A 23,018-nucleotide genomic window follows, 5' to 3' on the forward strand; every position below is an offset into this window, starting at 1 on the left:
GCACCAGCACCAGCGCCACCCACGGCGCCATCAGCGCCAGCGGGTCTCCCATCCAGACGCCGCCCACCAGCCAGGCGGTCACCGCCGCCGCGGCGGCCTTCAACGACTGGACGACCAGGTCCCGCTCCCGCCCAGGGCCACGCCAGGCGGCCCGCACGGCCTCCACGGCCCTCCGCGCATCCCGCCGCACGGCGTCCAGCGGCCGCGTGGCACGGACCCCCTGCCCGAGACCCCCCATACGCTCCCGCAGCGCATCGGCGGCCGCCCGACTGTCCGTCACCTTACGGACCCGGCCCAACGGGCTGTGGGCCGCCCTGCCGGGCCGCGTTCCCTTGACCGACGGGCTGTCTGCCGCCTTGCGGGGTTGCGTCTCTTGGGGCGGTGCGCTGTCCGTTGTCTGGTTGTGGGCCGTCTCCCTGGCTGTCCGGCTGTCGGTTGGCTCGTCTGGTGTCGTCTCTCGGGCTGCCCGGTCGTCCGGCGCCTCGGCGGGGACCGTGCCCCGGGCCGTCCGGCTGCCGGTAAGCTCGTCGGGCCCCGTCTCCCGGGCCGTCCGGCTGTCTGTCGCCCTGCCGGATCCCGTCTCCCCGGGCGCCCGGCTGTCGGTCGCCTCGTCGGGTGCCGTCTCCCGGGCTGCTCGCTCAACCGTCGCTTTCTGGGGCCATGTCTCCGGGGCCGACGGGCTGTCCCTCGCGCTGTCGGCCCGCATCTCCCGGGCTGCCCGGCTGTCCGTCTCCCTGCCAGGTCCCGTCTCTCGGTCCGCCCGGTTGTCCGGCGCCTCGCCGGGGGGCCTCCCCCCGGCCGTCCGGCTGCCGGTCGCCGGGTCGGGGGCCGTCCCCCGGGGCGCCCGGCTGTCGGTCGCCTCGTCGGGTCGTGTCTCCCGGGTCGGCCGCCCGGGCGGGCGGGTGTCGTTCGCCGCCGCGGCTTCGTCCTGCCGGCGGCCGAAGGTACGAGCCGCCCGTCGAACCGCACTCGTCACACGCGTCATGCGCTGCGGGTATCCGGGTGACCGGGGGGTTTCACGTCGGCTCATGCGAGCGGACTGTCACGCAGGGACGACAGCAGGTGCGCGGGGTCGGCGTAGATCGCGTCCGCGCCGGACTTCTCCAGGTCGGCACGCGGGATGCCGCCGCACAGGACGCCCACACAGCGCACCCCGGCTCGGCTGCCCGCCCGCATGTCCCACACGGTGTCCCCGACGAAGACCGCCCGCTCCGCCGGCACCCCGGCCAGGTCCAGGGCGTGCTCGACGGGCTCGGGCGCGGGCTTGCCCGCGTCCACGTCGTCGGCGCCGGCCGTGGCGGCGATGGCGTCGTCCGCGTCGATCGCCCGGCGCAGCGCGCCCAGCTCCGCACCGCCCGCCGAGGTGGCCAGCACCACGGCCCAGCCCTCCCCGTGCAGCCGCCGCAGCAGCGCCCCGGCCTCCGGCAGCGCGGGCAGCCGGTCGAAGTACTGCCCGTACAGCGCCTTGTGGGCGGCACTGATCGCCGCGTCCTGGTCCGTGTCCCGGTCCTCGCCGAGCAGATGCGCGACGAGGTCGGTGGAGGCCAGGCCCACGGCCCGGTGGACGGCGTGCATCGGCACGTCGTGGCCCGCCTGGCGGAAGGCCTCCCACCACGTCACGACATGCAGGTGGTTGGTGTCGACCAGCGTGCCGTCGACATCGAACACGGCCGCCCGTTCCGCCTGCGCCATGTGTGTGATCCCTTCCTCGCCGGCCTGCCCTACGGCCCGCCGGGTACCACCTCAGCCGCCCGCCACGCCGGACGGCACCCGCCGCTCACGGGTCCAGGCCAGCAACTCGTCCAGAGACCACGTCGTCACCACCCGCTCGGGCGGCACCCCGCACTCCTCCGCCCGTGCGCACCCGTTGATCTGCCAGTCCAGCTGCCCCGGCGCGTGCGCGTCGGTGTCGACGGAGAACAGCACACCCGCGTCCACGGCCCGGCGCAGCAGCCGCCGCGGCGGGTCGAGCCGCTCCGGCCGGCTGTTGATCTCCAGGGCCGTGCCCGTCTCCGCGAGCGCCGCGAACACCTCGTCCGCGTCGAACTCCGACTCCGGCCGCCCCCGCCCGGTCAGCAGCCGCCCCGTGCAGTGCCCGAGCACGTCCGCGTGCGGATCACGGACAGCGGCCACCATCCGGCGGGTCATCGACCGGGCGTCCATGCGCAGCTTGGAGTGCACCGACACCACCACGACGTCGAGCCGGTCCAGCAGCTCCGGCTCCTGGTCGAGCGAGCCGTCCTCGAGGATGTCGCACTCGATGCCGGTCAGCAGACGGAACGGCGCCCAGGTCTCGTTCAGCTCCGCCACCACGTCCAGTTGCTCCCGCAGCCGCTCGGCCGACAGTCCGCGCGCCACCGTCAGGCGCGGCGAGTGGTCGGTCAGCGCCGCCCACTCGTGCCCCAGCGCCGCCGCGGCCCGGCCCATCTCCTCGATCGGACTGCCGCCGTCCGACCAGTCGGAGTGCAGATGGCAGTCACCGCGCAGCAGCGCCCGCAGCCGCTCGYCGCCCCGCACGGCCGGCGGCTCCTTCGCCTCGCCCTCCAGTTTCCGCAGATAGCCGGGCACCTCACCGGCCAGTGCCTCCCGCACCACCTGCGCGGTCTTCGGACCGACCCCCTTGAGCGACTCCAGCGACCCGGCGTCCGCACGCCGGCGCACCTCGTCCTCGCCCAGCTCCTTCAGCACCCGGGACGCCGTACGGAAGGCACGCACGCGGTACGTCGGCGCCAGGGACCGCTCCAGCAGAAAGGCGATCCGGTCCAGTGCCTCGACGGGATCCATCGCCACCTCCACCACAAGGGTTCCCCAGCACCCGGCGGGCCGCACGACGGGCGCGCGGTTTGCCCGTTACGCACCCGGGTACTGCGATGCCTCGTCCCGCACGCTCGACGAGGAGGCCTGCCATGTCCGCCCCCACCGCGCCCCCCAGCAAGGTCGCCGTGATCACCGGCGCCGACTCCGGCATCGGCAGGGCCACCGCCGTACGGCTGGCCGAGGCGGGCATGGACGTCGGCATCACCTGGCACAGCGACCACAAGGGAGCGGAGGAGACGGCCGAGGAGGTCCGGGCGCACGGGCAACGGGCCGAGGTCGCCCGGATGGACCTCACCCGGCTGCCCGAGGCCGCCGACACCGTCGACGAGCTGTGCGAGCGCCTCGGCCGCATCGACGTGCTGGTGAACAACGCGGGCACCGGCACCATGACGCCCTTCCTCGACCTGGAGCTGTCCGACGTGCGCGAGGTCCTCGACGTCGATCTCGTCGGGCCGTTCCTGTGCGGGCAGAAGGCGGCCCGGCACATGATCCGGCAGGGCGACGGCGGGCGGATCGTCAACGTGACGTCCGTCCACGAGCACCAGCCGCGCGTGGGCGCCGCCCCGTACTGCGCCGCCAAGGGCGGTCTCGGCCTGCTCACCCAGGTCATGGCGCTCGAACTCGCGGAGTACCGCATCACCGTCAACGCCGTCGCCCCGGGCGAGATCTCCACTCCCATGACCGGGCAGGAGGACACCGACCCGCACACCGAGAGCCGCCCCGGCGTGCCGCTGGGACGGCCCGGCGACGCCCGCGAGGTCGCCGCCGTCATCGCCTTCCTCGCCGGCCCGGACGCCTCGTACGTCACCGGCGCCTCCTGGAGCGTCGACGGCGGCATGCTCCGCATGGGCCCACAGGCCGGCTCGCACCTGACGAGCGACGACTGGCGCCGCCCCTGAGCGGACCGGCCGGACCGGCTGATCCCGCCGGTGCTTGACTCCGCACTACCGCCGGTTGCGCTCTACGCTCGATGCATGACCGAAAGCGCGAGCCCGTACATATCCCACCCGCGGATCGTGGTGCTCGGGGTGCAGCCGAGTACACCGCCGTTCCGGATCGTGGAGATCGACGGCCAGGTGGTCGGGGAGGCCAGGGCCATCACCGACGTACTGACGGCCGCCGCCGCGTTCGGCATCACGGTCCACGACCTGGACGACCCGGACGTGGTCCGCTGGGTCGGCGGCGACAAGTTCACCTGGACCGTGCACTAGGACCTGACCGTGCACCAGGACCTGACCGGGCACAAGGACCGACCGGGCACCAGAACCGACCGTGCGCTAGGCCCTGCCGGACGCCCGTTTCTTCCCCGCGCGGCTGCCGCGGGGCCCGCGCGCATGGACCGCGCGGCTCAGCCGGCGGCCCAGGAGCAGATAACCGATCAGCGCGCCCGTGGTGTTCAGGATGACGTCGTCGATGTCGAAGGCACGGCCGGTGACCAGCGCACCCTGGGCGAACTCCACCAGCAGCATGACCACGGCGGTCATCAGCAGCACGCGCAGGATGCCGCGGGTGCGCGGGGCGACGACGGGCACGAGGACGCCGAAGGGGATGCCCAGCAGGATGTTGCCGCCGATCTGCCGGACGGCGTCCCGCAGTTCCGGCTGGTCGAGATAGGCCTTCAGCGAGCGGCCCGGATGCATATTGGTGTGGGTCAGCGCCTCCGACGCGGGCGAGGGCTGGAGGGTCAGCCGGGCCAGCACCACGGCGAAGGCCACCATGAACGCGAAGGCGCACAGCATCGCCAGCAGCCGGACGGGCAGCGGCAGCGGGCGTCGCTCACGGCCGGGGCGGGCCGTACGGAGACGTGAGGCTGCACCGGCCATTGTGTCCTCCAGAGTTCAACTTCCCAGGGTGATAAGGCGGTTACCCACGGCCGCGCCGACGATGCCGACATGGGCCGTTCCCGGCCACGGTTTCTCCCCGTGCTCCACCGTGTCCCTCAGTTCCCGTACGAGACGCGTACCTCCTTGAAGCCCAGAGACCGCAGCAGGCCTTCGAGCATGCTCCTGGTGTTGGTCTCGGCGCGGGCGGTCAGCTCGCTCTCCTTCGCCGCGTCGCCGATGTGCCGTACCGCGAGTTTCTGCACGGCCTGTTCGCCGTTGGGATTGTCCGAGAAGAGGTCGCCGAGGCGGTCGAAGAGACCGCGCTGCTTGGAGACGGCGTAGGAACGGTCGGGGTCGAGGGCCGGCTTCCCCAGTTGCGCGTGGGGCAGCCGGAGCGTGGCGGACGTGCGGTCGCCGTTGACCTGCACGTCGTTGTCGCCGACCTTGCCCAGGTCGACGTAGGCGTCGACGGTGCCCGCACCGACGTACAGGGTGCGGGTGCCGCGGATCGCGTCGGGGAGGAGCTTGGCGTCCTTCTCCAGGTCCACGACGACCTGGAAGTTGCCGGAGGCGGCGTCGTAACGGCTGAGGTCCTGGATGGACTTCAGCAGCGCGGGGCCGGACCGGTCGTGGGTCTCGGTGCCGAACAGGTCCTTCAGGCCCGGGATCACGCTGAGCCGGATCCCGGCGAAGAACACGACGAGCACCAGCACGAGCGCGCCCACCACCTTCGCCCAGCCGGGCACGCGCCTGGGGAGACGCTTGACGGGAGTCGTCATGCGACGGCCCTCCTTCCTACTGACCGCATGCCCGCCACGAGCCGTACCAGACCGGCCGGTTGAGGATGAGGGACGCCAGCGGAAGCACTGCAGGGCGCACTCGGGCATCACACCGGGCCGGACGCCGCCTCCGGCTGCTCCAGGGCCGCGTCCAGCGTCGGCTGCGGGGGCAGCAGCCGGGACAGGCCGGTGATCCGCAGGACGCGCAGCGTCAGCGGGTGGGCGCAGACGAGGAGCAACTGCCCGTCCCGGTCGAGCACCCGGCTCCTGGCCCGGTACAGCAGCCGCAGGCCCGAGCAGTCGAAGAACTCGATCCGGCTGAGGTCGATCACGACCCGGGCGGCGCGGCGGTTCGTCTCCCGGTCCAGGTGCGGGGCGATCTCCGTGGCCGCGGCGAGGTCGATCTCGCCACGGAACTCCAGCACCGTGTGCCCCCGTTCCTGGCGAACGCGCAGATGCGGGGTGAGCGGTGCAGGTTCCTGCCGCACGACGAGATCGCCTCCAGCCTGCTCCGTGCGTGGGGAGGGGCGGCGGTCCTCAGAACCGTTCCCCGCCCTGCAAGTTACCCTCCAACGAGTGAATTTGAGCATGTTCGATTGACATATGTCTCTGAATTGCGGCCGAGTTGGCCGAGGTTCGCACGGGGGCGTACGCGGGCGTGAGCACGGGCGTGTTCCCCGGCGTGCGTCCCGGGCTACGACAGGGCGTGCCAGGCCTTGGCGAGGGCCTGCCGGAACTGCTCGGTCTGGTGTGCCGTGAGGTCGCGCACCATCCGCTCCTCCAGCTCCCGCACGGGCCCGGCGTGCCGCGCGAGCAGCTCGCGGCCGGCGTCGGTGAGCAGGATCAGCAGCTCGCGGCGGTTGCGCGGATTGCGCTCCCGGCGCACCAGCCCGCGGCCCTCCAGGGAGCGGACGAGGTCGGCGATGGACTGCGCGGTGACGAAGGAGTCCCGCGCCAGCTGGGCCGCCGACAGACCGTCGTGTCGCTCCAGCACGGTCAGCGCGGTGTACTGGAGAGCGGTTATCCCGGAGGGTCTGACCAGCTCGTCCAGATGGGAGCGCACGACGAGCTCCACCTGCTTGACCATGTAGAGCAGGGAAGGGGGCGCCTTGGTCACCTGTGCGTCGAGCATGGATGCAGGCTAGAGCATTGACAGGAAACCTGTCTGTAATGAGACTGCGAACCAACAGGAATCCTGTTTATTGAAATCTTGGCGAGACGCTGAGGAGTGGCGATGACCACCTTCGAGAGGGAACCCGGCCTGCTGTTCATCGGGGGACAGTGGCGCGAGGCCGCCGACGGGGCGCGCACCGAGGTGGTCGACCCGTCCCGGGGCACGGTCGTCACCACCGTCGCGGAGGCGGGCCCGGCCGACGTCGACGCGGCCGTACGGGCCGCCCGCGAGGCCTACGACGACGGCGCCTGGTCGGGTCTGAGCGGCCGCGAGCGGGGCCGGGTGCTGTACCGCGTCGCCCAGCTGATCCGCGAGAACGCCGACGAGATCGCCGCCCTGGAGAGCCTCGACGTCGGCAAGCCGATCACGCTGTGCGGCGCGGTGGACGTGACGAACGCGGCCAACGACTACGAGTACTTCGCGAACCTCGCGCAGAGCCAGGACGGCGCCCTGCGCGACCTCCCCATGAACGCCCTCGCCTACACCAAGCGCGAGCCGCTCGGCGTGGTCGCCGCGATCACCCCGTTCAACTTCCCGCTGATCCTCGCCGGTTCCAAGATCGGCCCCGCGCTGGCCGCCGGCAACACGGTCGTCCACAAGCCCGCCGACGAGACCCCGCTGAGCGCCCTGTACATGGCCCGGCTGTTCCAGGAGGCGGGTGTACCCGACGGCGTGGTCAACGTCGTGACCGGCAGCGGGCCGGTGGCCGGCGAGGCGCTGCTGCGTCACCGCGGTGTCGACAAGGTCGCCTTCACCGGCTCCACCGCGATCGGTCGGCATGTGGCGAGCGTCGCAGGCGAGGCCCTCAAGCCCGTCACCATGGAACTCGGCGGGAACGCGGCCCACCTCGTCTTCGAGGACGCCGACCTGGAGAAGGCGGTGGGCGCGGTCATCAAGGGCTTCGTCTTCAACACCGGCCAGTTCTGCATGGGCGGACCGCGCCTGCTGGTGGCCCGCTCGGTGTACCCCACGCTGCTCGGCATCCTCGCCGAGGCCGTACCCGGGGTGCCGGTCGGCGACCCGCGCGACCCGGCCACGGTCATCGGCCCGATGGCGGCCGAGAAGCACCTGAAGAAGGTCGAGGAGTACGTCGCCCTGGCCCGCAAGGAGGGCGCCCGGATCGTCTGCGGCGGCGAGCGGCTCGACCTGGACGGCGGCTACTACTACAAGCCGACCGTCATCGCCGACCTGTCGAACGACTCCCGCGTGATCCAGGAGGAGATCTTCGGCCCGGTCCTCACCGTGCAGCCCTTCGACGACGAGGACGAGGCCGTCGCCCTCGCCAACTCCACACCGTACGGCCTGGCCTCGGGCGTCCAGACCAGCAACCTCGCCCGCGCGCACCGGGTCGCCGACCGGCTCCAGGCCGGCATCGTCTGGGTCAACGACTGGGCGATGCTCGACCCCGCGGTGCCCTTCGGCGGCGTCAAGGACTCCGGTTACGGCCGCGAGTACGGCCCCGAGGCTCTCGCCGGTTACACCAAGGTCAAGTCCGTCGTCGTCTCGCTCGACTGAGACAGTCGTCAAGGAGCTCTTACGATGCCCACCACCACCCGTGCCGCGGTCGTCGAGTCCGGCGGCGCGCCCTTCACCCTCTCCGACGTCGTCCTCGACGAACCCGGCCCGCACGAGGCGCTGGTCCGCATGGTCGCCACCGGCCTGTGCCACACCGACCTCGGTGTGGCGAGCGGCGGACTGCCCTTCCCGCTGCCCGGGGTCCTCGGCCACGAGGGCGCGGGCGTCGTCGAGGCCGTCGGCTCCGCCGTCACCGGCGTCACGCCAGGCGACCACGTCCTGCTCTCCTTCACCTCCTGCGGCGACTGCCGCAATTGCCGCGGCGGGCACCCCGCGTACTGCGCGACCTGGCTGCCGCTGAACCTGCTCGGCGGCGGCCGGGCCGACGGCACGAGCACCATCAGCCGCGGGGGCCAGGCCCTGGGCGGGCACTTCTTCGGCCAGTCCTCCTTCGCCGAGCGGGCGCTGGCCGACGAGCGCAGCCTCGTCAAGGTCGACCCGGACGTGCCGCTGGAGTCCATCGCCCCGCTGGGCTGCGGCGTGCAGACCGGTGTGGGGGCCGTCTGGAACGTCCTGAAGCCGGACACGGGCAGCACGGTCGTCGTCCTGGGCGCCGGAGCGGTCGGCCTGTCGGCCGTGATGGCGGCGGCCCTCACCCCGGCCACGCGGATCGTCGCCGTCGACCGGGTCGCCGAACGCCTCTCCCTGGCGACGGAGCTGGGCGCCACGCACACCGTCGACACGAGCCGGGATGATCTGGCCGCGGTGCTTGCCGACATCACGGGCGGCCAGGGCGCGGACGGCGTAGTGGAGACCACGGGCAACGTCGGCGTCCTGCGGCAGGGCGTCGACGCGCTCGCCGCCCGCGGCACCCTGGTCGTGGTCGGCGCCCCGCCCTTCGGCACCGAGGTCGCCCTGGACGTCAACGGCCTGCTCGGCGGCAAGCGGATCGTCGGCCTCACCCTCGGCGACAGCGAGACCCAGACCATGATTCCCGCTTTGGTCCGCCTGGTGAAGGACGGCCGGCTCCCGCTGCACCGCCTGATCAGCACGTATCCCTTCGGGGACATCGACCGGGCCGTCCAGGACATGAGGTCGGGCAAGACGATCAAGCCGGTCCTGACGTTCTGACACGGCCGGCCGAGGGCCCCGCCGGCCGGCTGACGGCCCGGGCCGCCGAGACCCCGTCAGGCCACCGGTCGTACTTGCGGCCCGGTGGCCTGACGCAGCACCGCCGCCAGCCGGTCGCGGCTTGTGATCGGCGGGGGCCGGGTGACCGGCGCCGGCTGCCGCACGCCTCTGTCGCCCCGGCGGTCCGGCGGCGCCGAGCCCGTGTCACCTCGCCACTCAATCCGGGGCTCGCCACTGGCCGGGAGCCCCGGCACGGCCTGCCCGTGAGCAGCGGGTCGGCCGGGTAGCGGCGTCTGGCGCGCTGGTCGCACGGCTCTGCCGCCGCGGCCGTCCGGTGCTGCCGTGCCCGTGTCACCTCGCTAGCCGAGCAGCTGGCCGGCCGCGGAGCGTCTTCCGGCACACGGGCGGCCGCACGCCTCTGTCGCCCCGGCGGTCCGGTGCTGCCGAGCCCGTGTCACCTCGCTAGCCATCCGGCGTTCGCCACCGCCGAGGGTCCCGGCACGGCCAGTCGTGAGCAGCCGGCCGGCCGCGGAGCGTCTTCCGGCACACGGGCGGCCGCACGCCTCTGTCGCCCCGGCGGTCCGGCGCTGCCGAGCCCGTGTCACCGCGCCACTCAATCCGGCGCTCGCCACCGGCCGGGAGCCACGGCACGGCCTGCCGTGAGCGGCCGACCGGCCGGGTAGCGGCGTTCGGTGCGCCGGCTGTCGCACGCCCCTGCTGCCCCGGCCGTCCGGCGCTGCCGAGCCCGTCCATCTCACCAGCCATCCGGCGCTCGCCACCGGCCGGGAGACCAGGCATGGCCAACCGTGAGCGGCCTTAGGCAGGCGCCGACGGGAAGGGCTCGCCCGGCGCACGCCGCCGGCTGGCAGGCCCGACGCGGCCGACCGTGAGCGGCCGTACGACAGGCGGGGCCGGCCGGAAGGGGCCGTCCGGCGCTGCCGAGTCAGTGCCGCCTCGCCACTCGATCCGGCGCCCGCCACCGGCCGAGAGCCCCGGCACGGCCGACCCATGAGCGGCCGTACGGCCGGGCGGGACCGGCCGGAAGGGCCGCCCGGCCGTACAGGTCAGTCGTTCACCAGCACCAGCTTCCCCGTCGTCCGGCCCGTGTCGCCCTGGGCGTGTGCCTCCGCGGCGGCGGCCAGGGGGAAGGTCCCGGCGATCGTGGCGCGCAGCCTGCCCGTCTCGGCGAGTTCCGCGATCGTCTCCATGCCGGCGCGGTCGGCGTCGACCAGCATTCGGACCGCTCGTACACCGAGCCGCTCGGCCTCCTTGTAGAAGTCGTCCGAGCCCCCTGGCAGGATCGACACCACGACCCCGCCCGGGCGCAGCACGCGCAGCGAGCGCAGGGAGTTGTCGCCGCCGATCGTGTCCAGGACGACGTCGACGTCCTTCACGGCCTCGGTGAAGTCCGTCTCCCGGTAGTCCACCGCCTCGTCCACGCCGATCTCGCGCAGGAACTCGTGCTTGCCCGCGCTCGCCGTGCCGATCACGTAGGCGCCGCGCGCCTTCGCGATCTGCACCGCCACATGCCCGACCCCGCCCGCCGCGGCGTGGATCAGCACCCGCTGCCCGGACTTGAGGTCCGCGTGTTCGACCAGCGCCTGCCACGCGGTCAGCGACACCAGCGGCAGCGCGCCCGCCTGGACGTGGTCGATCCCGGCCGGCTTGCGCGCGAGGGCGCGGACCGGAGCGATCACGTACTCGGCGTGCGAGCCGTGCCCGAACGGATACGGCAGCATGCCGAAGACCTCGTCACCGGGCGCGAACGCCGCGACGCCGATGCCGACCTCCTCCACCACCCCGGAGACGTCCCAGCCGAGGACGAAGGGCGGCTCACCCAGGAAGCCCCCGGTCGCGCGGTGCTTCCAGTCGGTCGGGTTGACCCCGGCGGCCCGCACCCGGACCAGTACCTCGTTCGGTCGGGGTGCCGGGCGCTCGATCTCCACTGCCTTCAGGGCCTCGGGGCCGCCGAGGACGTCCTGGCTGATGGCTCGCATCGTGTTCTGTGTGCTCATGGTGATCCAGCGTGCCGGTCCGCGCACCGTCCGCCAATGGCAAGATTGCCAACCTTCGATAGGATCGTGCCATGCGACGTGAACGAGTGGTGGTCCTGGCCCTGGACGGCGTGTACCCGTTCGAGCTGGGTATCCCCAACCGGATCCTCGGCGCGGCCGACGGCCGGTACGAGGTCCTGACCTGTTCGGTCGACGGCGGACCGGTGCGCACCGACGCGGACTTCGGCGTCACCGTCGAACACGGCCCGGAGGCCCTCGCCACCGCCGACACCGTGGTGATCGCGCCCGTCGCGCCGGCACATCTGAGTGACCAGGTGCCCGACAAGGTCCTGGCAGCGCTCGCCCTCATCCGCCCCTGCACGCGCATCGTCTCCATCTGCACCGGCGCCTTCGTCCTCGCCGCCGCCGGACTCCTCGACGGGCGCAGGGCGACCACCCACTGGCAGGTCGCCGACCGTTTCCGGCGCATGTTCCCGCACGTCGACCTCGACCCGGACGTGCTGTTCGTCGACGACCACCCGTTCCTCACCTCCGCCGGAGCCGCCTCCGGCGTGGACATCTGCCTGCACCTGGTCCGCAAGGACCACGGCAGCCGGCTGGCCAACACCGTCGCCCGCCGCTGCGTGGTCCCGCCGTTCCGGGACGGCGGCCAGGCCCAGTACATCGAACAGCCCGTCCCCGAAGAAGGCGCCGCGAGCACCGCGGCCACCCGCTCCTGGGCCCTGGAGCGCCTTGGCGAACCGCTCACCCTGGCCGACCTCGCCGGCCACGCCCGGATGAGCCTGCGCACCTTCGCCCGCCGCTTCCACGACGAGGTGGGCCTCAGTCCCGGCCGCTGGCTCATCCAGCAGCGGGTGGCCCGTGCCCGGCACCTGCTGGAGTCCAGCGACCTCACCGTGGACCAGATCGCGGGCCGGGTCGGCTTCGCGACCGGCGCCTCTCTGCGCCAGCACCTGAACGCGGCGATCGGGGTGACCCCGCAGGCCTACCGCCGCACGTTCCAGACCACCCGCTGACCCGGGCAACTCTTCTTCGCCCAACTCGTCGGGCAGCAAAGCCATTTGTCGACCTGTTGCTTTCTGTCGGAGCGTGACGGAACCCTCACGTCCGCCGGGGGGCGAGTTTGATCCTTTCGGGTTCAAACCCGATAAGGTTCCGATCGGCGCTGTGAGTTGACGCGATCGCGTCCTGTCGACTCGCGGTGCGTACTCATGAGTGCGATCCACACACCCCCCCGTTCGATCGTGTTGCTTCGAAGGATGCAGATGGAACTCGCCACTCCGCCACCGGCGGCGCGGGCCCCTGTCGCCTGGTACAGCTGGTGGTTGATGCCGCTGGGCTTGGGAGGCGGGACCGTAGCCGCCACGTTCATGAGCTCGGAGCGAATAACCACGGCCGTCGCCGGTGTCGCGGCGACGGCGGCCGGTGCCGTGTGCGTACGCCTGCTGCTGCGCACCCGGGCTCAACTGCACCGGGCGGAGGGCTCCTTCCGCACCACGCAGGCCGAGCACAACCAGCAGTGGCAGCAGCACGTGGCGGGCCTGGAACGGAAGTTCTCCGCCGAGCGCGCCACCCTGGAGTCCCAGCTCACCGAGCAGAACGCGGCCTACGAACGGCGCCTCGCCGACCAGAGCGCCACGTACGAGTCGCAACTTGCCGACCAGAGCGCCACGTACGAGTCGCAGCTCGCCGACCAGTCCCGGGCGTACGAGGAACGGCTGACCGAGCAGGCCAGCTCCTACGAGGTCCAACTCGCCGACCAGGCCGAGGTCTGGCAGGAACAGCTGTCCCACCAGCTCGCCGCGGTCGCCCGGCTCGCCGACGAGCAACTGCCGGACGCGATGGAGAACCTGCGTTCCGGCGAGGCCATCGACGACATCCTGCCGACCGTCAACCAGTGCGCGAAGGTCAGCGCCGACCTCCAGGCGGAACTGCGCAAGCTGCTGCGCACCGCCCTGATCGGCCTGGAGGCGGAGTTCGACCGCTCCACCTCCGCCGAGCAGGCCGTGATCAGCATCGGCAACCGCATCCACGTGCTGACCAGCAAGCTCCGCGGCCGGCTGCACGAGATGCAGGGCGAGCACGGCAGGCTCCCGGCCGTCGCCCGCGGTCTGATGGAGCTCGACCAGGAACTCGGCCCCGCCGACTCGCTCGCCGCGAGCATCGGTGTGCTCGGCGGCTCCGACCGTCCGGGACGCCAGTGGCAGGAACCGCAGCGGCTGCTGAGCGTGGTGCGCGGCGGCATCGGCCGGATCAAGGACTTCCACCGCGTCCAGGTGCGCCATCTGCCCGAACTCGGCGTCGACGGCGGCCTGGTGGACCACCTCACGCTGATCCTCGCCCACCTTCTGGACAACGCGGCCCGCTACTCGCCGCCCACCGAGCCGGTGCTCATCTCCGGCAAGGAAGTCCCCAACGGCGTCGGCATCGAGATCCAGGACTCCGGCAAGGGCCTGAGCGAGGAGAAGAAGCGCGAGGCCGAGCACGCCCTCGCGGGCACCGCGCCCGGCGCCGGCCTCGGCGGCATCACCGAGGACGCGAGCATCGGTCTGCGCGTCGTCGGCGCCCTCGCCCGCCGCTACGGCATCCGTGTCACCTTCGCGGACTCGCCGTGGCTCGGCACCTCCGTGGTGATCGTGGTCCCGCACAAGTACTTCAGCCCGCTGCCGGCGGCCGCGACCACTCAGGCCGCGCTCGCCCCTGATGCCCGTCCCGCCGCGCCCGCCCCGGCCCGCGAGACGGTCACCGCACCGGCACCGGCCGCGGAGTCCGAGGCCGTGGAGACCACACCCGGCGGACTGCMCCGGCGCCGCAGCAAGCGGAGCGAGCCGGACGGGCCCAGGCAGGACGGGCGGAGCGACCGGAGCACGGCCGTCTCCGCCGTCCCGCCGGACGCCTCCTTCTCCGGTCTCGCGGCCTTCGCCACCGCCGGCCGCGACGCCGCAGCGGCGTCCCAGGCGGCCGACGACCGCGACACCCCCGTAGGACGCGAGTCCACAGAGCACCGCACCCAAGAGAGCGACTAGTCCTCATGACGCAGCAAGGAACAGATGTGAGCTGGGCGCTCCGCGATCTCGTCGAGAGCATCCAGGAGATCCGTTTCGCCCTGGTGGCCTCCAGCGACGGCAAGGCCATCACCTCCTACGGCGCCGAAGACCCCGACGACGTCGACCGCTTCGCCGCCGTGGTGGCCGGCCTCCAGGCGCTGGCCCAGCCGGTCGCCGAGCAGTTCCCCAAGTACGCCGGGCAGCTGCGCCTCGCGATGATCGAGGTCGACGGCGGGCACCTCTTCGTCGTCCGGGCCGGTGTGGAGACGTACCTCGGTGTCCTCGCCAGGGAGGGCCTCGACCAGGGCCTGCTCGGGCACCAGATGAGGGACCTGGCCCGCAGGATGGGTGAGCTTCTCGGCACCACTCCGCGCCTGGAGGAGCACTCTGGATGAGTGCTCCCCGCAGGCCGTCCGACCCGTCCGGTCTCGAGCGCTACTACGTCCTCACCGGAGGGCGCAGCGGACCGGGCGGTTCGGCGTCGAGCCTCGACGTGGCGACTCTCGTCGTCTCCCGCGCCGCCCCGTTACCGGGTATGCAGCACGAGCACGAGGAGATCCTCCGCCGCTGCCGCGATCCGCTGTCGGTCGCCGAACTCGGCGCCCACCTCGGGCTGCCCTTCAACATTCTCGCCGTGCTGCTGTCGGACCTGCTGGACGCAGGTCGTGTAGAAGCCCGTGATCCGATCCCGGCACACGACGCCGGCCGCGGGCCCGACCTCGCGCTCCTTGAGGAGGTACTCAGTGGACTTGAAAGGCTTTGACCAACCCGGAGGGCGGGCGGCCGGGGACACCCGCTCGGTGAAGGTGATGATCGCCGGCGGGTTCGGCACCGGGAAGACCACCATGGTCCGGTCGGTCAGCGACATCAAGCCGCTCACCACCGAGGAGACCCTCACCCAGGCCAGCGTCGACGTCGACCACCTCATCGGCGTCGCCGACAAGACGCAGACCACCGTCAGCCTGGACTTCGGCAAGATCGGCATCAACGAGAGCCTCGTGCTCTACCTGTTCGGCACGCCGGGCCAGGAGCGGTTCTGGTTCCTGTGGAACGGGCTGTTCAAGGGGGCGCTCGGCGCGATCGTCCTGGTGGACACGCGCCGCCTGGAATCCAGTTTCCGGGCGATCGAGGAGATGGAACGGCAGGACGTCCCGTTCGTCGTCGCGCTGAACGTCTTCCCCGACTCCCGGAACTACCCGGTCGAGGAGATCAGGGACGCCCTGGACATCCCCGAGCACACCCCGGTCGTCGCCTTCGACGCCCGCGACCGGGCCTCCAGCCGTGACGTCCTCGTCGCGCTGATCCACCACCTGAAGGAACGCTCGGCCGTGGCCCTGGAGCCCCGATGAACGATCAGACCGAAACCCCCCTCCAGGCACCGCGCGGCTGCCCCGTCGCCCACCACGCGGCCGACCTCACCCGGCTCTACGGGCCGGAGGCCTCGACCGACCCGGCGGGCATCTACGAACGGCTGCGCAAGGAGCACGGCTCGGTCGCGCCGGTCCTGCTGGAGGGCGACGTGCCCGCCTGGCTGGTGCTGGGCTACCGCGACAACCGGCGGGTGCTCGACAACCCCCGCCAGTTCAGCCGGGACGCGCGGATCTGGCGGGACTGGCGGGAGGGCCGGATCGAGGAGACCTCGCCGATCATGCCGATGGTCGGCTGGCGCCCCGACTGTGTGTCCCAGGACGGCGAACCGCACCGCAGGCTGCGCGGCGCCGTCACGGACGGGTTGCAGGCGGCGGCCGCCCGGGGCATCCGGCGGCACGTCACGTACTTCGCGAACAAGCAGATCGACGCGTTCGCCGACGCCGGGCGCGCCGACCTCGTGGCCGATTACGCCGAGCAACTGCCGATGCTCGTGCTCACCAGGATGCTGGGCCTTCCCGCGGCGGACGGGCTACGTCTGATCGAGTCGTGCGCCCAGGTCTTCAAGGGCGGTGAGGGCGCCCTCGAGCACAATGACCGGATTATGGAGATCCTCGCGGAACTCGCCGAGCGCAAGCGGGCCGAGCCGGGCTCCGACTTCGCCACGGCCCTGCTGGAGCACCCGGCCGGCCTCGACCACGACGAGGTCGTCAGCCATCTGCGCCTGGTGCTGATCGCCGCGCACACCACCACCAGCAATCTGCTGGCCCGGGTCCTGCAACGGGTCCTCACCGACGCCGCCCGGCTGTCCGGTCTGGTCAGCGGGGAGCTGAACATCTCCTCAGTGGTGGAAGAGGTCATGTGGGACGCCCCGCCGCTGTCCGTGCTGCCGGGCCGGTTCGCAACCGCCGACCTGGAGCTCGGAGGCCATCACGTCCAGGAGGGAGAACTGCTCATCCTGGGCCTGGCCGCCGGCAACCTCGACCCGGAGGTCCGGCCCGACTCGGCCGTCGCCGTGCAGGGCAACCAGTCGCACCTGGCGTTCAGCGCCGGACCGCACGAGTGCCCGGGGCAGAACATCGGCCAGTCCATCATCGAGATCGGCGTGGACGTCCTGCTGCACCGGCTGCCGGACCTGCGCCTGGCCGTACCGCCGGAAGAACTCAGCTCGACCGCCTCCACGTGGGAGTCCCGGCTGGACAGCCTGCCGGTCGAGTTCGCCGTCTAGGCCACGCCGGCGGACCGTTGCCCGGCCGGCTTCCGGCCGGGCAACGCCGTGCGTGGGTGCAGGCGGTGGCTCACGCGCTCACCAGGTCGTCAACCGAGCCCAGCGGCCCGAGCCTTCAGGATCGAGGCGTCAGCCGTCGAGCCAGTCGCCTGCGACGCCCGTGGGACGGTATCCCGTGGCGTTCCAGAGGAAATGCGGGTGGGCACAGCCGAACATGTAGGCGAGCAGTGCGGTGTCTTCCCTCCCGGTCTGAGGGTCGTGCAGGGTGTGGAATTTCTCGGATCCGACTACGCCGGCGTCTTGTTGGACATGACGGGCGCGGTCCGGCGATGGTGCGGCGCTGGATGCCTCCACGGCGGCGATGTAGGTGCGGCGCAAGATCTCCCATGTGCTGTCCGTGTCGCCGTACCAGGGGCCGTGCAGTGCTTCGAAGGCGTGGAGCTCGGCGTCGAAGAGGGGCCATGTCCGGGGGTACTGGGCTCGACAGCGTGCGGACAGCTCGGCGGTCCGGGTGCTCAGTGCCGGTGCGGTGGGCCGCGGGGCGATGGTGAGGGTGGTGCCGTGGGTGAGGATGCCGGTGCACGGGTTGGGCTGCAGGTCGCACAGCGGGCACTCCTCGGCCGGGGGGAGGCCCTGGGTGATGCCGTCGAACCACAGGGCGTGGCGGCCCGTGAGCCCCATCCAGACGATGGTGGTGGTCATCAGCCAGGTGTTCCACATCGGGCTGTGGGCCTCGGGCATGCAGCCGTACTTGACGAGGGCTATCGCGCAGGCAGCGTAGAGCGCCTTGGTGTGGACGGGCATGTCGGCGAGCCAGAAGTTGCTGATCTCGCCGGTGAGGGCGTCGGCTCGTACATCGACCATGTCGTCGATGACGCGGCACAGCAGCAGGGAGGCGAGGTTTTCCTCCTGCCAGAGTTCGGTGTCGGGGGCGACGTGCCAGAACAGGCAGTCCAGCATCTGCAGGGCTGAGTAGGTGCTCTGGTTGAGCGGGTTGGTCTGGGGGAGCATGACGCTGCCCGCGTCGTGCTGTTGGAGCCAGTACTCGTCGACGGATCGCTTGTGGGCTGCGAAGAGCCCGGAGACCAGGGCCCGTGCGCTGTTGGTGCTGAAATTCTCGGCCAGGCGGCCTTCGACGTGTTGGGTGAGGCGCGTTGTGTCGATGGTGTCGATCACGCGCTTGTATTCGTGGAAGACGAGGATGTCGTCCTCGAAGCGGTGGCGGTGGCCGAGGTCTCGTTCGAGGTCGTTCATCTGCCGGGTCCAGGACCATCCACCGGTCAGGACGCTGTCGAGCTCCCGGCGGTACGGCCAGGTCTTGACGGTGAGGGGACGACCGGCGCTCTGCCGCCAACGGTAGTCGTCCAGCGTGCGTGCGGGGGGCGTGGGCAGCCGACGGCACAGAGGGCAGGCGCAGACGGTTGTCTGCTCCTCCTCGCGCGGCGGGGTGAGTGCCCGGCTCCTCCAGGCCCCTTCCAGCATCGTGCAGGTCAGTCTGCACACCTCGATGTCGGTGCTGACTTGGGGGAAGGCTGCTTCGATCATGCGCAGGCTGGTGTCGAGATGCCTCAACCTGGCGTAGCCCTCCTCGTCGGGCGGGAGGAACGCGGGCCGCGCCAGATGGAGGGCTCCCTCCACATGCAGCGTGGTGCTGGAGTGGGGGGAACCGAATGCGTTCAGCCGCTGCTGAGCGGCGTTCTGGGACCTTCGGTACTGCTCCGTGCTCCCATTGATGTGTTTCACCAAGAGGCGGGCCAGGGTGTTCCCCGCCTCCGTGGGCTGGAGCTGGGCGCTTGGCTGCGCCGGGAGCGAGCTGTCGGCGGACGCCTTCGGAACAGCACCTGCGACTCGAGATTTCACACCGGTCTCCCAATAAGCTGTGGTCCTGGCAACGGAACCGATCGACCGTGGTCGTTGACCGGCCGTGTCCGGGAATCTTCTGTACTTTCCGCGACGGCCTCGCCGGACAGCCGGACTCACGCGACCGGCTTTGGCTCCTGCTACGAACGACCGCGAGGGGCACGACTGCTGCGTTGACGGCACTCCTGCTGCCAGGCGAGCACCTGCATCGCCGCCTCAGCTGTGTTGACCAGGAAGCACTCGCGGCCCGTCAGGCGTAGCGCGACCACCGGATCCGGGATGCGCTGCTTCGCCCGAGGCGTGTGGGTAGCTGACAGGGGTGTCGAAGGGCAGGTCGAACCGGACGTCCTGAGGCATGTGCTTCCTTTCGGGAGACGGACCGCAGAGCCCCCCGCCCCTGCGAGCGGACGGTGCCGTGGCCGTCCGCACACTCGAACTCGGCTTCGCAGTCCGAAAGTTGAACCGAGAAGCGGTACGAGGCTGCCCAAGGCGCGAATAAGCCATTCCGTGACCCTGCCGTGATCTCCGTTACTGCCCGAACCGCTTGAGCTGCGTATACTCCCTCGTCCCTCACCCGGCATCGGCTTGCCCGACGGGCCTCCGCAGCTTCGGAACGTCACACTGGTAGGCGTCCGTTGACGAGGTCTCAGGAGGATTGCCCACGATGACGTCCGAACCCGCACGCAGCGCTGAGCAGCGCAAGAAGGACACACTGCACCGTCTGGAGCACGACGTGGACGCCTGGGTCGCCACGGCCGACGGCACGTCCGGGACGCCGTACCTCGTCCCGCTGTCCTTCCTCTGGAACGGCTCGTACCTGCTGTTCGCCACCCCCGCCTCGAGCCCCACCGGACGGAATCTGGCCGCGACCGGCCGGGCTCGCGTCGGCATCGGGCCGACCCGTGACGTCGTGCTCGTCGAGGGCACCGTGGAGACCGTCCAGCCCGGCGAGCTGACCGAGCAGGACGCCGAACTCTTCGCCGCCAAGACCGGGTTCGACCCCCGCCGCCTGGCCACCCCGTACCTCTACTTCCGCGTCGTCCCGCAGCGGGTGCAGGCCTGGCGGGAGGCCGACGAACTGGACGGCCGCGAACTCATGCGCGACGGACGGTGGTTGAAGACCGACTGAATCGGCCGGACGGGGATATCCGCAAGGTACAGGGCCACGGGGCACGACCGCCCCGCGGCCGGGATCCCTTCGGAGGAGACATGGCACTGGTGAAAGCGGGGGTCCTCGTGCTCGACTGTGCCGAGCCCGAGAAGCTCGCCGTGTTCTACAAGGAGCTGCTGGAAGGGGAAGAGGCGGACGCGACCGCCAACCGGGTGGAGATCAAGGGCGCGGACGGTTTCCGCGTCGCCCTGCGCCGGGACGTCAACGCGACACCGCCCAGCTGGCCCCGCCCCGAGAACTCCCTCCAGGCCCACCTGGAGTTCGTGGTGGACGACCTCGACGCGGTGGAACGCCGGATCGTCTCCCTCGGCGGCCGCCCCCTGGAGGCCAAGGACGCCTCGGGCCCCCTGGAGGAGCGCGGCTACGCCGACCCGGCAGGCCACTCCTTCGTCCTGCGCCGCACCCCACCGACCGCACCCAAACAGGGCTGACCGGAGGCGGCGGGCGGTTGCCGGTCGTGCCGCTGCGATCTCCGTACGCGTCACGATCAAGGTCGACAGCTGAGGGGCGCGGTATGTGGCGCCCCCTCGCCGGCCCCGCCCCGCCCCGCCGCACCGGCGGGGCGGGGCCGCGTCGGTCTCAGTCGCGGCCGCCCTTCTCCCCGGCCGGCCACGTACCGGTGGAACGCTCGATGGCCTTGGCGCCCGCGCGGTCCACGGCGCTGCGCACCACGGCGAAGATGGCGCCCTGAACCGCGGCGGCCAGCAGGATCTCGCCCCAGCCGCGGTCCTTGTCCAGCGCGTCGGGCGCGTCCTCCTCGTTCCGGATCGCCATCCACGTCTTGCGGAAGGCCAGCCCGGCCAGCCAGCCGCTCGACCAGCCCAGCACGAACCCGAGGGGCTGGTAGGCGAAGGGAAGCTTCTTCTTCTTGGCCACGTGAATCTCCTTGATCGGTGAGAGTGGGTGGAAAGTGGTCAGGGTGTGCCCGCGGCCGGAACCCGCTCCTCGGCGCGGACCGGCCCGGGCGTCGTGCCGTCACCGAACGGCCGGCCGCCCAGTTCCTCGCGGTGGTGCGGGGTCAGCCAGCCGGACAGATCCGGGCCCAGCGGCACGACGCGGGTCGGGTTGATGCCCGTGTGCACCTGGTAGTAGTGGCGCTTGATGTGGTCGAAGTCGACGGTGTCGCCGAAGCCGGGCGTCTGGTAGAGGTCACGGGCATAGCCCCACAGCACCCGGTTCTCCGTCAGCTTCCAGCGGTTGCACTTGAAGTGGCCGTGGTAGACCGCGTCGAAGCGGACGAGCGTGGTGAACAGCCGGATGTCCGCCTCGGTGATGGTGTCGCCGACGAGGTACCGCTGCCGCTCCAGCCGGTCCGCGAGCAGCTCCAGCCGCCGGAACACGCCCGCGCAGGCGGTCTCGTACTCCTCCTGCCCGGTGGCGAAACCGGCCCGGTACACGCCGTTGTTGACGTCCTCGTAGACGTCCGCCATCACCTCGTCGATCTCGTCCCGCAGCTTCCGCGGGTACAGATCGGGCGCGCCCTCCCGGTGCAGCGCCGTCCACTCGGTCGCTAGGTCGAGCGTGATCTGCTGGTAGTCGTTGGTGACCAGCTTCCCACTGGGCACGTCCACCACGGCCGGCACGCTGACACCGCCGGGGTGGTCCGTCTCCCGGCGGTCGTACGCCTCACCCAGATAGCGGATGCCGAGGACCGGGTCGCGGCCGTCCTCGTCCAGCGTGAAGCGCCAGCTGCGGTCGTCCTGGATCGGGTCGGCGACGGCCAGGGACAGCGCGTCCTCCAGGCCGAGCAGCCGCCGGGAGACCAGCGAACGGCTCGCCCACGGGCAGGCGCGGCTGACGACCAGACGGTAGCGCCCGGCCTCCACCGGCCAGCCGTCCCGGCCATCGGCGGTGATCCGGTCCGTGAAATGCGCCTTGGACCGCTTGAACGACCTCCTTCCGTAGGCGCTGTTGCCGTCGTCGCCGTCGTCGCGGCTCATGGGGGTGACCTCCTTCGGCATACGTGGGGCCTGCTTGTCGTGCGTGTGCCCTGGTGAACGCGTTCCCCTTTTTCCGCCGACGGCACGGTGTGAGCACCGCCGACCGGGGCAATCGGCGTGGGTGAGTGCAGAAGGATCTGATCGGAGGACACGCGTCACCGTGCTGGTGGCGCTCGCCGCCAATCTCGTGATCGCGGCGGCGAAGGCGGTCGGCGGCCTGGCCGCGGGATCACCGGCGCTGCTGTCGGAGGCGGCCCACTCGGTGGCCGACAGCATGAACGAGGTGTTCTTACTGGCGGCACTGCGCCGCAGCCGCCGCCCCGCCGACCGGCGTCACCCTTTCGGCTACGGCAAGGAGCGGTTCTTCTGGTCGCTCCTCGCGGCCGTCGGGATCTTCGTCATGGGCGGGTGCTTCTCCTTCTTCCAGGGCGTCGAGGCCCTGGTGAGCGGAGGGGAGGAGAAACTCGGCGGCTATGTCGCCGGTCTGATCGTGCTCGGGATCGCCCTCCTCGCGGAGGGCGCCTCTCTGCTGCGGGCGCTGTACCAGGTGCGCCGGCAGGGCGGCACGGTCGCAGGGCTGCGCGACCCCGCCCTGCGCACGGTCGTCGCCGAGGACGGCACCGCAGTGCTCGGCGTCACGCTGGCCATCGCCGGTATGGCGCTGCACATGGTCACGGGCCAGGTGGTGTGGGAGGCGTCGGCCTCCCTGGCGATCGGCGCGCTGCTGGTCTACGTCGCCTACCGGCTGGGCCGTGACGCCCGCGACCAGCTGATCGGCGAGGCGGCCGACCGGGAGGCGAGCGGGCGGATCCGGGAGTTGCTGCGGGCACAGCCCGAGATCGACAGCGTGGAGGCGCTGTTCACCATGAAGACGGGCCTCGACTCGACCCTCGTGGCCGCCCGCGTCGACCTCGTGCCCGGCCTGGACAGCGAGCGCGTCGAGGACGTCGCCGTCCGTATCAAGCGCTCCATCGCCCGAACGGTCCCCGAGGCCGACCAGATCTTCCTCGACGTCACCGACCGTCACGCGCGGGAGGCAGCAGAAAGCCCCGCCGCGACGGGGGAACGCGGCGGGGCCTGACCCTCGCGTGCCCCGTCGCCGACGGTTCATGCAGCGCCCGGAGAAATTTCTCGCCGACCACCCCGGACA

The 23,018-nt window shown here is 71.7% G+C and carries 23 protein-coding genes and 1 pseudogene; 13 read left to right on the plus strand and 11 right to left on the minus strand.

Going from position 1 to position 23,018, the window contains the following annotated elements:
• From CA983_RS19465 to CA983_RS19475, 3 genes and pseudogenes are all read right to left on the minus strand, one after another.
• Positions 1-238, minus strand: a pseudogene (locus tag CA983_RS19465) (FUSC family protein); the annotation flags it as partial.
• A gap of 788 nt (positions 239-1,026) precedes the next feature.
• Positions 1,027-1,692, minus strand: coding sequence for an HAD family hydrolase (locus CA983_RS19470; protein WP_086602191.1), 666 nt, complete (start codon positions 1,690-1,692; stop codon positions 1,027-1,029).
• A gap of 51 nt (positions 1,693-1,743) precedes the next feature.
• Positions 1,744-2,784, minus strand: a complete 1,041-nt coding sequence (locus CA983_RS19475; protein ID WP_107500249.1) for a PHP domain-containing protein — start codon at positions 2,782-2,784, stop codon at positions 1,744-1,746.
• A gap of 122 nt (positions 2,785-2,906) precedes the next feature.
• On the opposite strand from CA983_RS19475, the gene CA983_RS19480 reads away from it, so the two are divergent.
• Together CA983_RS19480 and CA983_RS19485 are read left to right on the plus strand one after the other, a co-directional pair.
• Positions 2,907-3,716, plus strand: coding sequence for an SDR family oxidoreductase (locus CA983_RS19480; RefSeq protein ID WP_086602193.1), 810 nt, complete (start codon positions 2,907-2,909; stop codon positions 3,714-3,716).
• 75 nt (positions 3,717-3,791) lie between these two features.
• Complete coding sequence (locus CA983_RS19485) at positions 3,792-4,028, plus strand: hypothetical protein (protein WP_086602194.1); 237 nt, start codon at positions 3,792-3,794, stop codon at positions 4,026-4,028.
• A gap of 66 nt (positions 4,029-4,094) precedes the next feature.
• Here CA983_RS19485 and CA983_RS19490 read toward each other — a convergent pair whose 3' ends face one another.
• The 4 genes from CA983_RS19490 to CA983_RS19505 all read right to left on the minus strand — a co-directional run bounded on the left by CA983_RS19490 (position 4,095) and on the right by CA983_RS19505 (position 6,551).
• On the minus strand, positions 4,095-4,640 hold the full coding sequence (locus CA983_RS19490) for a VanZ family protein (RefSeq protein ID WP_086602195.1): 546 nt from the start codon (positions 4,638-4,640) through the stop codon (positions 4,095-4,097).
• Positions 4,641-4,756: 116 nt separating this feature from the next.
• On the minus strand, positions 4,757-5,419 hold the full coding sequence (locus CA983_RS19495; RefSeq protein ID WP_086602196.1) for a DUF4230 domain-containing protein: 663 nt from the start codon (positions 5,417-5,419) through the stop codon (positions 4,757-4,759).
• A 107-nt stretch (positions 5,420-5,526) separates the two neighbouring features.
• Complete coding sequence (locus CA983_RS19500; protein ID WP_086602197.1) at positions 5,527-5,907, minus strand: anti-sigma factor antagonist; 381 nt, start codon at positions 5,905-5,907, stop codon at positions 5,527-5,529.
• 206 nt (positions 5,908-6,113) lie between these two features.
• Entirely contained in the window at positions 6,114-6,551 is a 438-nt protein-coding gene (locus CA983_RS19505; protein ID WP_086602198.1) for a MarR family winged helix-turn-helix transcriptional regulator, read from the minus strand.
• A gap of 102 nt (positions 6,552-6,653) precedes the next feature.
• Here CA983_RS19505 and CA983_RS19510 point away from each other — a divergent pair, with 102 nt between their 5' ends.
• Together CA983_RS19510 and CA983_RS19515 are read left to right on the plus strand one after the other, a co-directional pair.
• Positions 6,654-8,108 (plus strand): aldehyde dehydrogenase family protein, encoded by a 1,455-nt coding sequence (locus CA983_RS19510; RefSeq protein ID WP_086602199.1) that lies wholly within the window; start codon positions 6,654-6,656, stop codon positions 8,106-8,108.
• Between the two features lie 24 nt (positions 8,109-8,132).
• Positions 8,133-9,239 (plus strand): NAD(P)-dependent alcohol dehydrogenase, encoded by a 1,107-nt coding sequence (locus tag CA983_RS19515; RefSeq protein WP_086602200.1) that lies wholly within the window; start codon positions 8,133-8,135, stop codon positions 9,237-9,239.
• 1,064 nt (positions 9,240-10,303) lie between these two features.
• On the opposite strand, the gene CA983_RS19520 is transcribed toward CA983_RS19515, so the two are convergent.
• Positions 10,304-11,254: an NADP-dependent oxidoreductase gene (locus tag CA983_RS19520; protein WP_086602201.1), complete on the minus strand. Its 951-nt coding sequence runs from the start codon at positions 11,252-11,254 to the stop codon at positions 10,304-10,306.
• Positions 11,255-11,325: 71 nt separating this feature from the next.
• Here CA983_RS19520 and CA983_RS19525 point away from each other — a divergent pair, with 71 nt between their 5' ends.
• From CA983_RS19525 to CA983_RS19550, 6 genes are all read left to right on the plus strand, one after another.
• Positions 11,326-12,270 (plus strand): GlxA family transcriptional regulator, encoded by a 945-nt coding sequence (locus CA983_RS19525; protein ID WP_086602202.1) that lies wholly within the window; start codon positions 11,326-11,328, stop codon positions 12,268-12,270.
• Between the two features lie 249 nt (positions 12,271-12,519).
• Positions 12,520-14,280 carry an ATP-binding protein gene (locus CA983_RS19530; RefSeq protein WP_086602203.1) on the plus strand — a complete coding sequence of 587 codons (1,761 nt, stop codon included), beginning with the start codon at positions 12,520-12,522 and terminating at the stop codon, positions 14,278-14,280.
• A 5-nt stretch (positions 14,281-14,285) separates the two neighbouring features.
• Entirely contained in the window at positions 14,286-14,696 is a 411-nt protein-coding gene (locus CA983_RS19535; RefSeq protein WP_003994857.1) for a roadblock/LC7 domain-containing protein, read from the plus strand.
• Positions 14,693-15,064 carry a DUF742 domain-containing protein gene (locus tag CA983_RS19540; protein WP_037668707.1) on the plus strand — a complete coding sequence of 124 codons (372 nt, stop codon included), beginning with the start codon at positions 14,693-14,695 and terminating at the stop codon, positions 15,062-15,064. Before CA983_RS19535 ends, CA983_RS19540 begins: the two co-directional genes overlap by 4 nt.
• Positions 15,045-15,650: a GTP-binding protein gene (locus tag CA983_RS19545; RefSeq protein WP_029181224.1), complete on the plus strand. Its 606-nt coding sequence runs from the start codon at positions 15,045-15,047 to the stop codon at positions 15,648-15,650. The genes CA983_RS19540 and CA983_RS19545 overlap by 20 nt, the downstream gene beginning before the upstream one ends.
• The gene (locus CA983_RS19550) at positions 15,647-16,897 is read left to right on the plus strand and encodes a cytochrome P450 (protein WP_086602204.1); all 1,251 of its coding nucleotides are present in this window, start codon (positions 15,647-15,649) and stop codon (positions 16,895-16,897) included. Before CA983_RS19545 ends, CA983_RS19550 begins: the two co-directional genes overlap by 4 nt.
• A gap of 129 nt (positions 16,898-17,026) precedes the next feature.
• Here the strand turns inward: CA983_RS19550 and CA983_RS19555 are convergent, their stop codons facing one another.
• Positions 17,027-18,535, minus strand: coding sequence for a hypothetical protein (locus CA983_RS19555; RefSeq protein WP_086602209.1), 1,509 nt, complete (start codon positions 18,533-18,535; stop codon positions 17,027-17,029).
• 886 nt (positions 18,536-19,421) lie between these two features.
• On the opposite strand from CA983_RS19555, the gene CA983_RS19560 reads away from it, so the two are divergent.
• Together CA983_RS19560 and CA983_RS19565 are read left to right on the plus strand one after the other, a co-directional pair.
• Positions 19,422-19,886, plus strand: coding sequence for a pyridoxamine 5'-phosphate oxidase family protein (locus tag CA983_RS19560; protein WP_086602205.1), 465 nt, complete (start codon positions 19,422-19,424; stop codon positions 19,884-19,886).
• 80 nt (positions 19,887-19,966) lie between these two features.
• A complete protein-coding gene (locus CA983_RS19565) occupies positions 19,967-20,359 on the plus strand; it encodes a VOC family protein (RefSeq protein ID WP_086602206.1) in 393 nt (130 codons plus the stop codon).
• A 148-nt stretch (positions 20,360-20,507) separates the two neighbouring features.
• Here the strand turns inward: CA983_RS19565 and CA983_RS19570 are convergent, their stop codons facing one another.
• On the minus strand, positions 20,508-20,804 hold the full coding sequence (locus CA983_RS19570) for a DUF4235 domain-containing protein (protein WP_086565167.1): 297 nt from the start codon (positions 20,802-20,804) through the stop codon (positions 20,508-20,510).
• 38 nt (positions 20,805-20,842) lie between these two features.
• The gene (locus CA983_RS19575; protein WP_086602207.1) at positions 20,843-21,868 is read right to left on the minus strand and encodes a glutathione S-transferase family protein; all 1,026 of its coding nucleotides are present in this window, start codon (positions 21,866-21,868) and stop codon (positions 20,843-20,845) included.
• 160 nt (positions 21,869-22,028) lie between these two features.
• On the opposite strand from CA983_RS19575, the gene CA983_RS19580 reads away from it, so the two are divergent.
• Positions 22,029-22,949 (plus strand): cation diffusion facilitator family transporter, encoded by a 921-nt coding sequence (locus tag CA983_RS19580; RefSeq protein ID WP_107500248.1) that lies wholly within the window; start codon positions 22,029-22,031, stop codon positions 22,947-22,949.
• Positions 22,950-23,018 lie beyond the last annotated feature (69 nt).

Source organism: Streptomyces swartbergensis (assembly GCF_002148965.1).
Classification (GTDB): domain Bacteria; phylum Actinomycetota; class Actinomycetes; order Streptomycetales; family Streptomycetaceae; genus Streptomyces; species Streptomyces swartbergensis.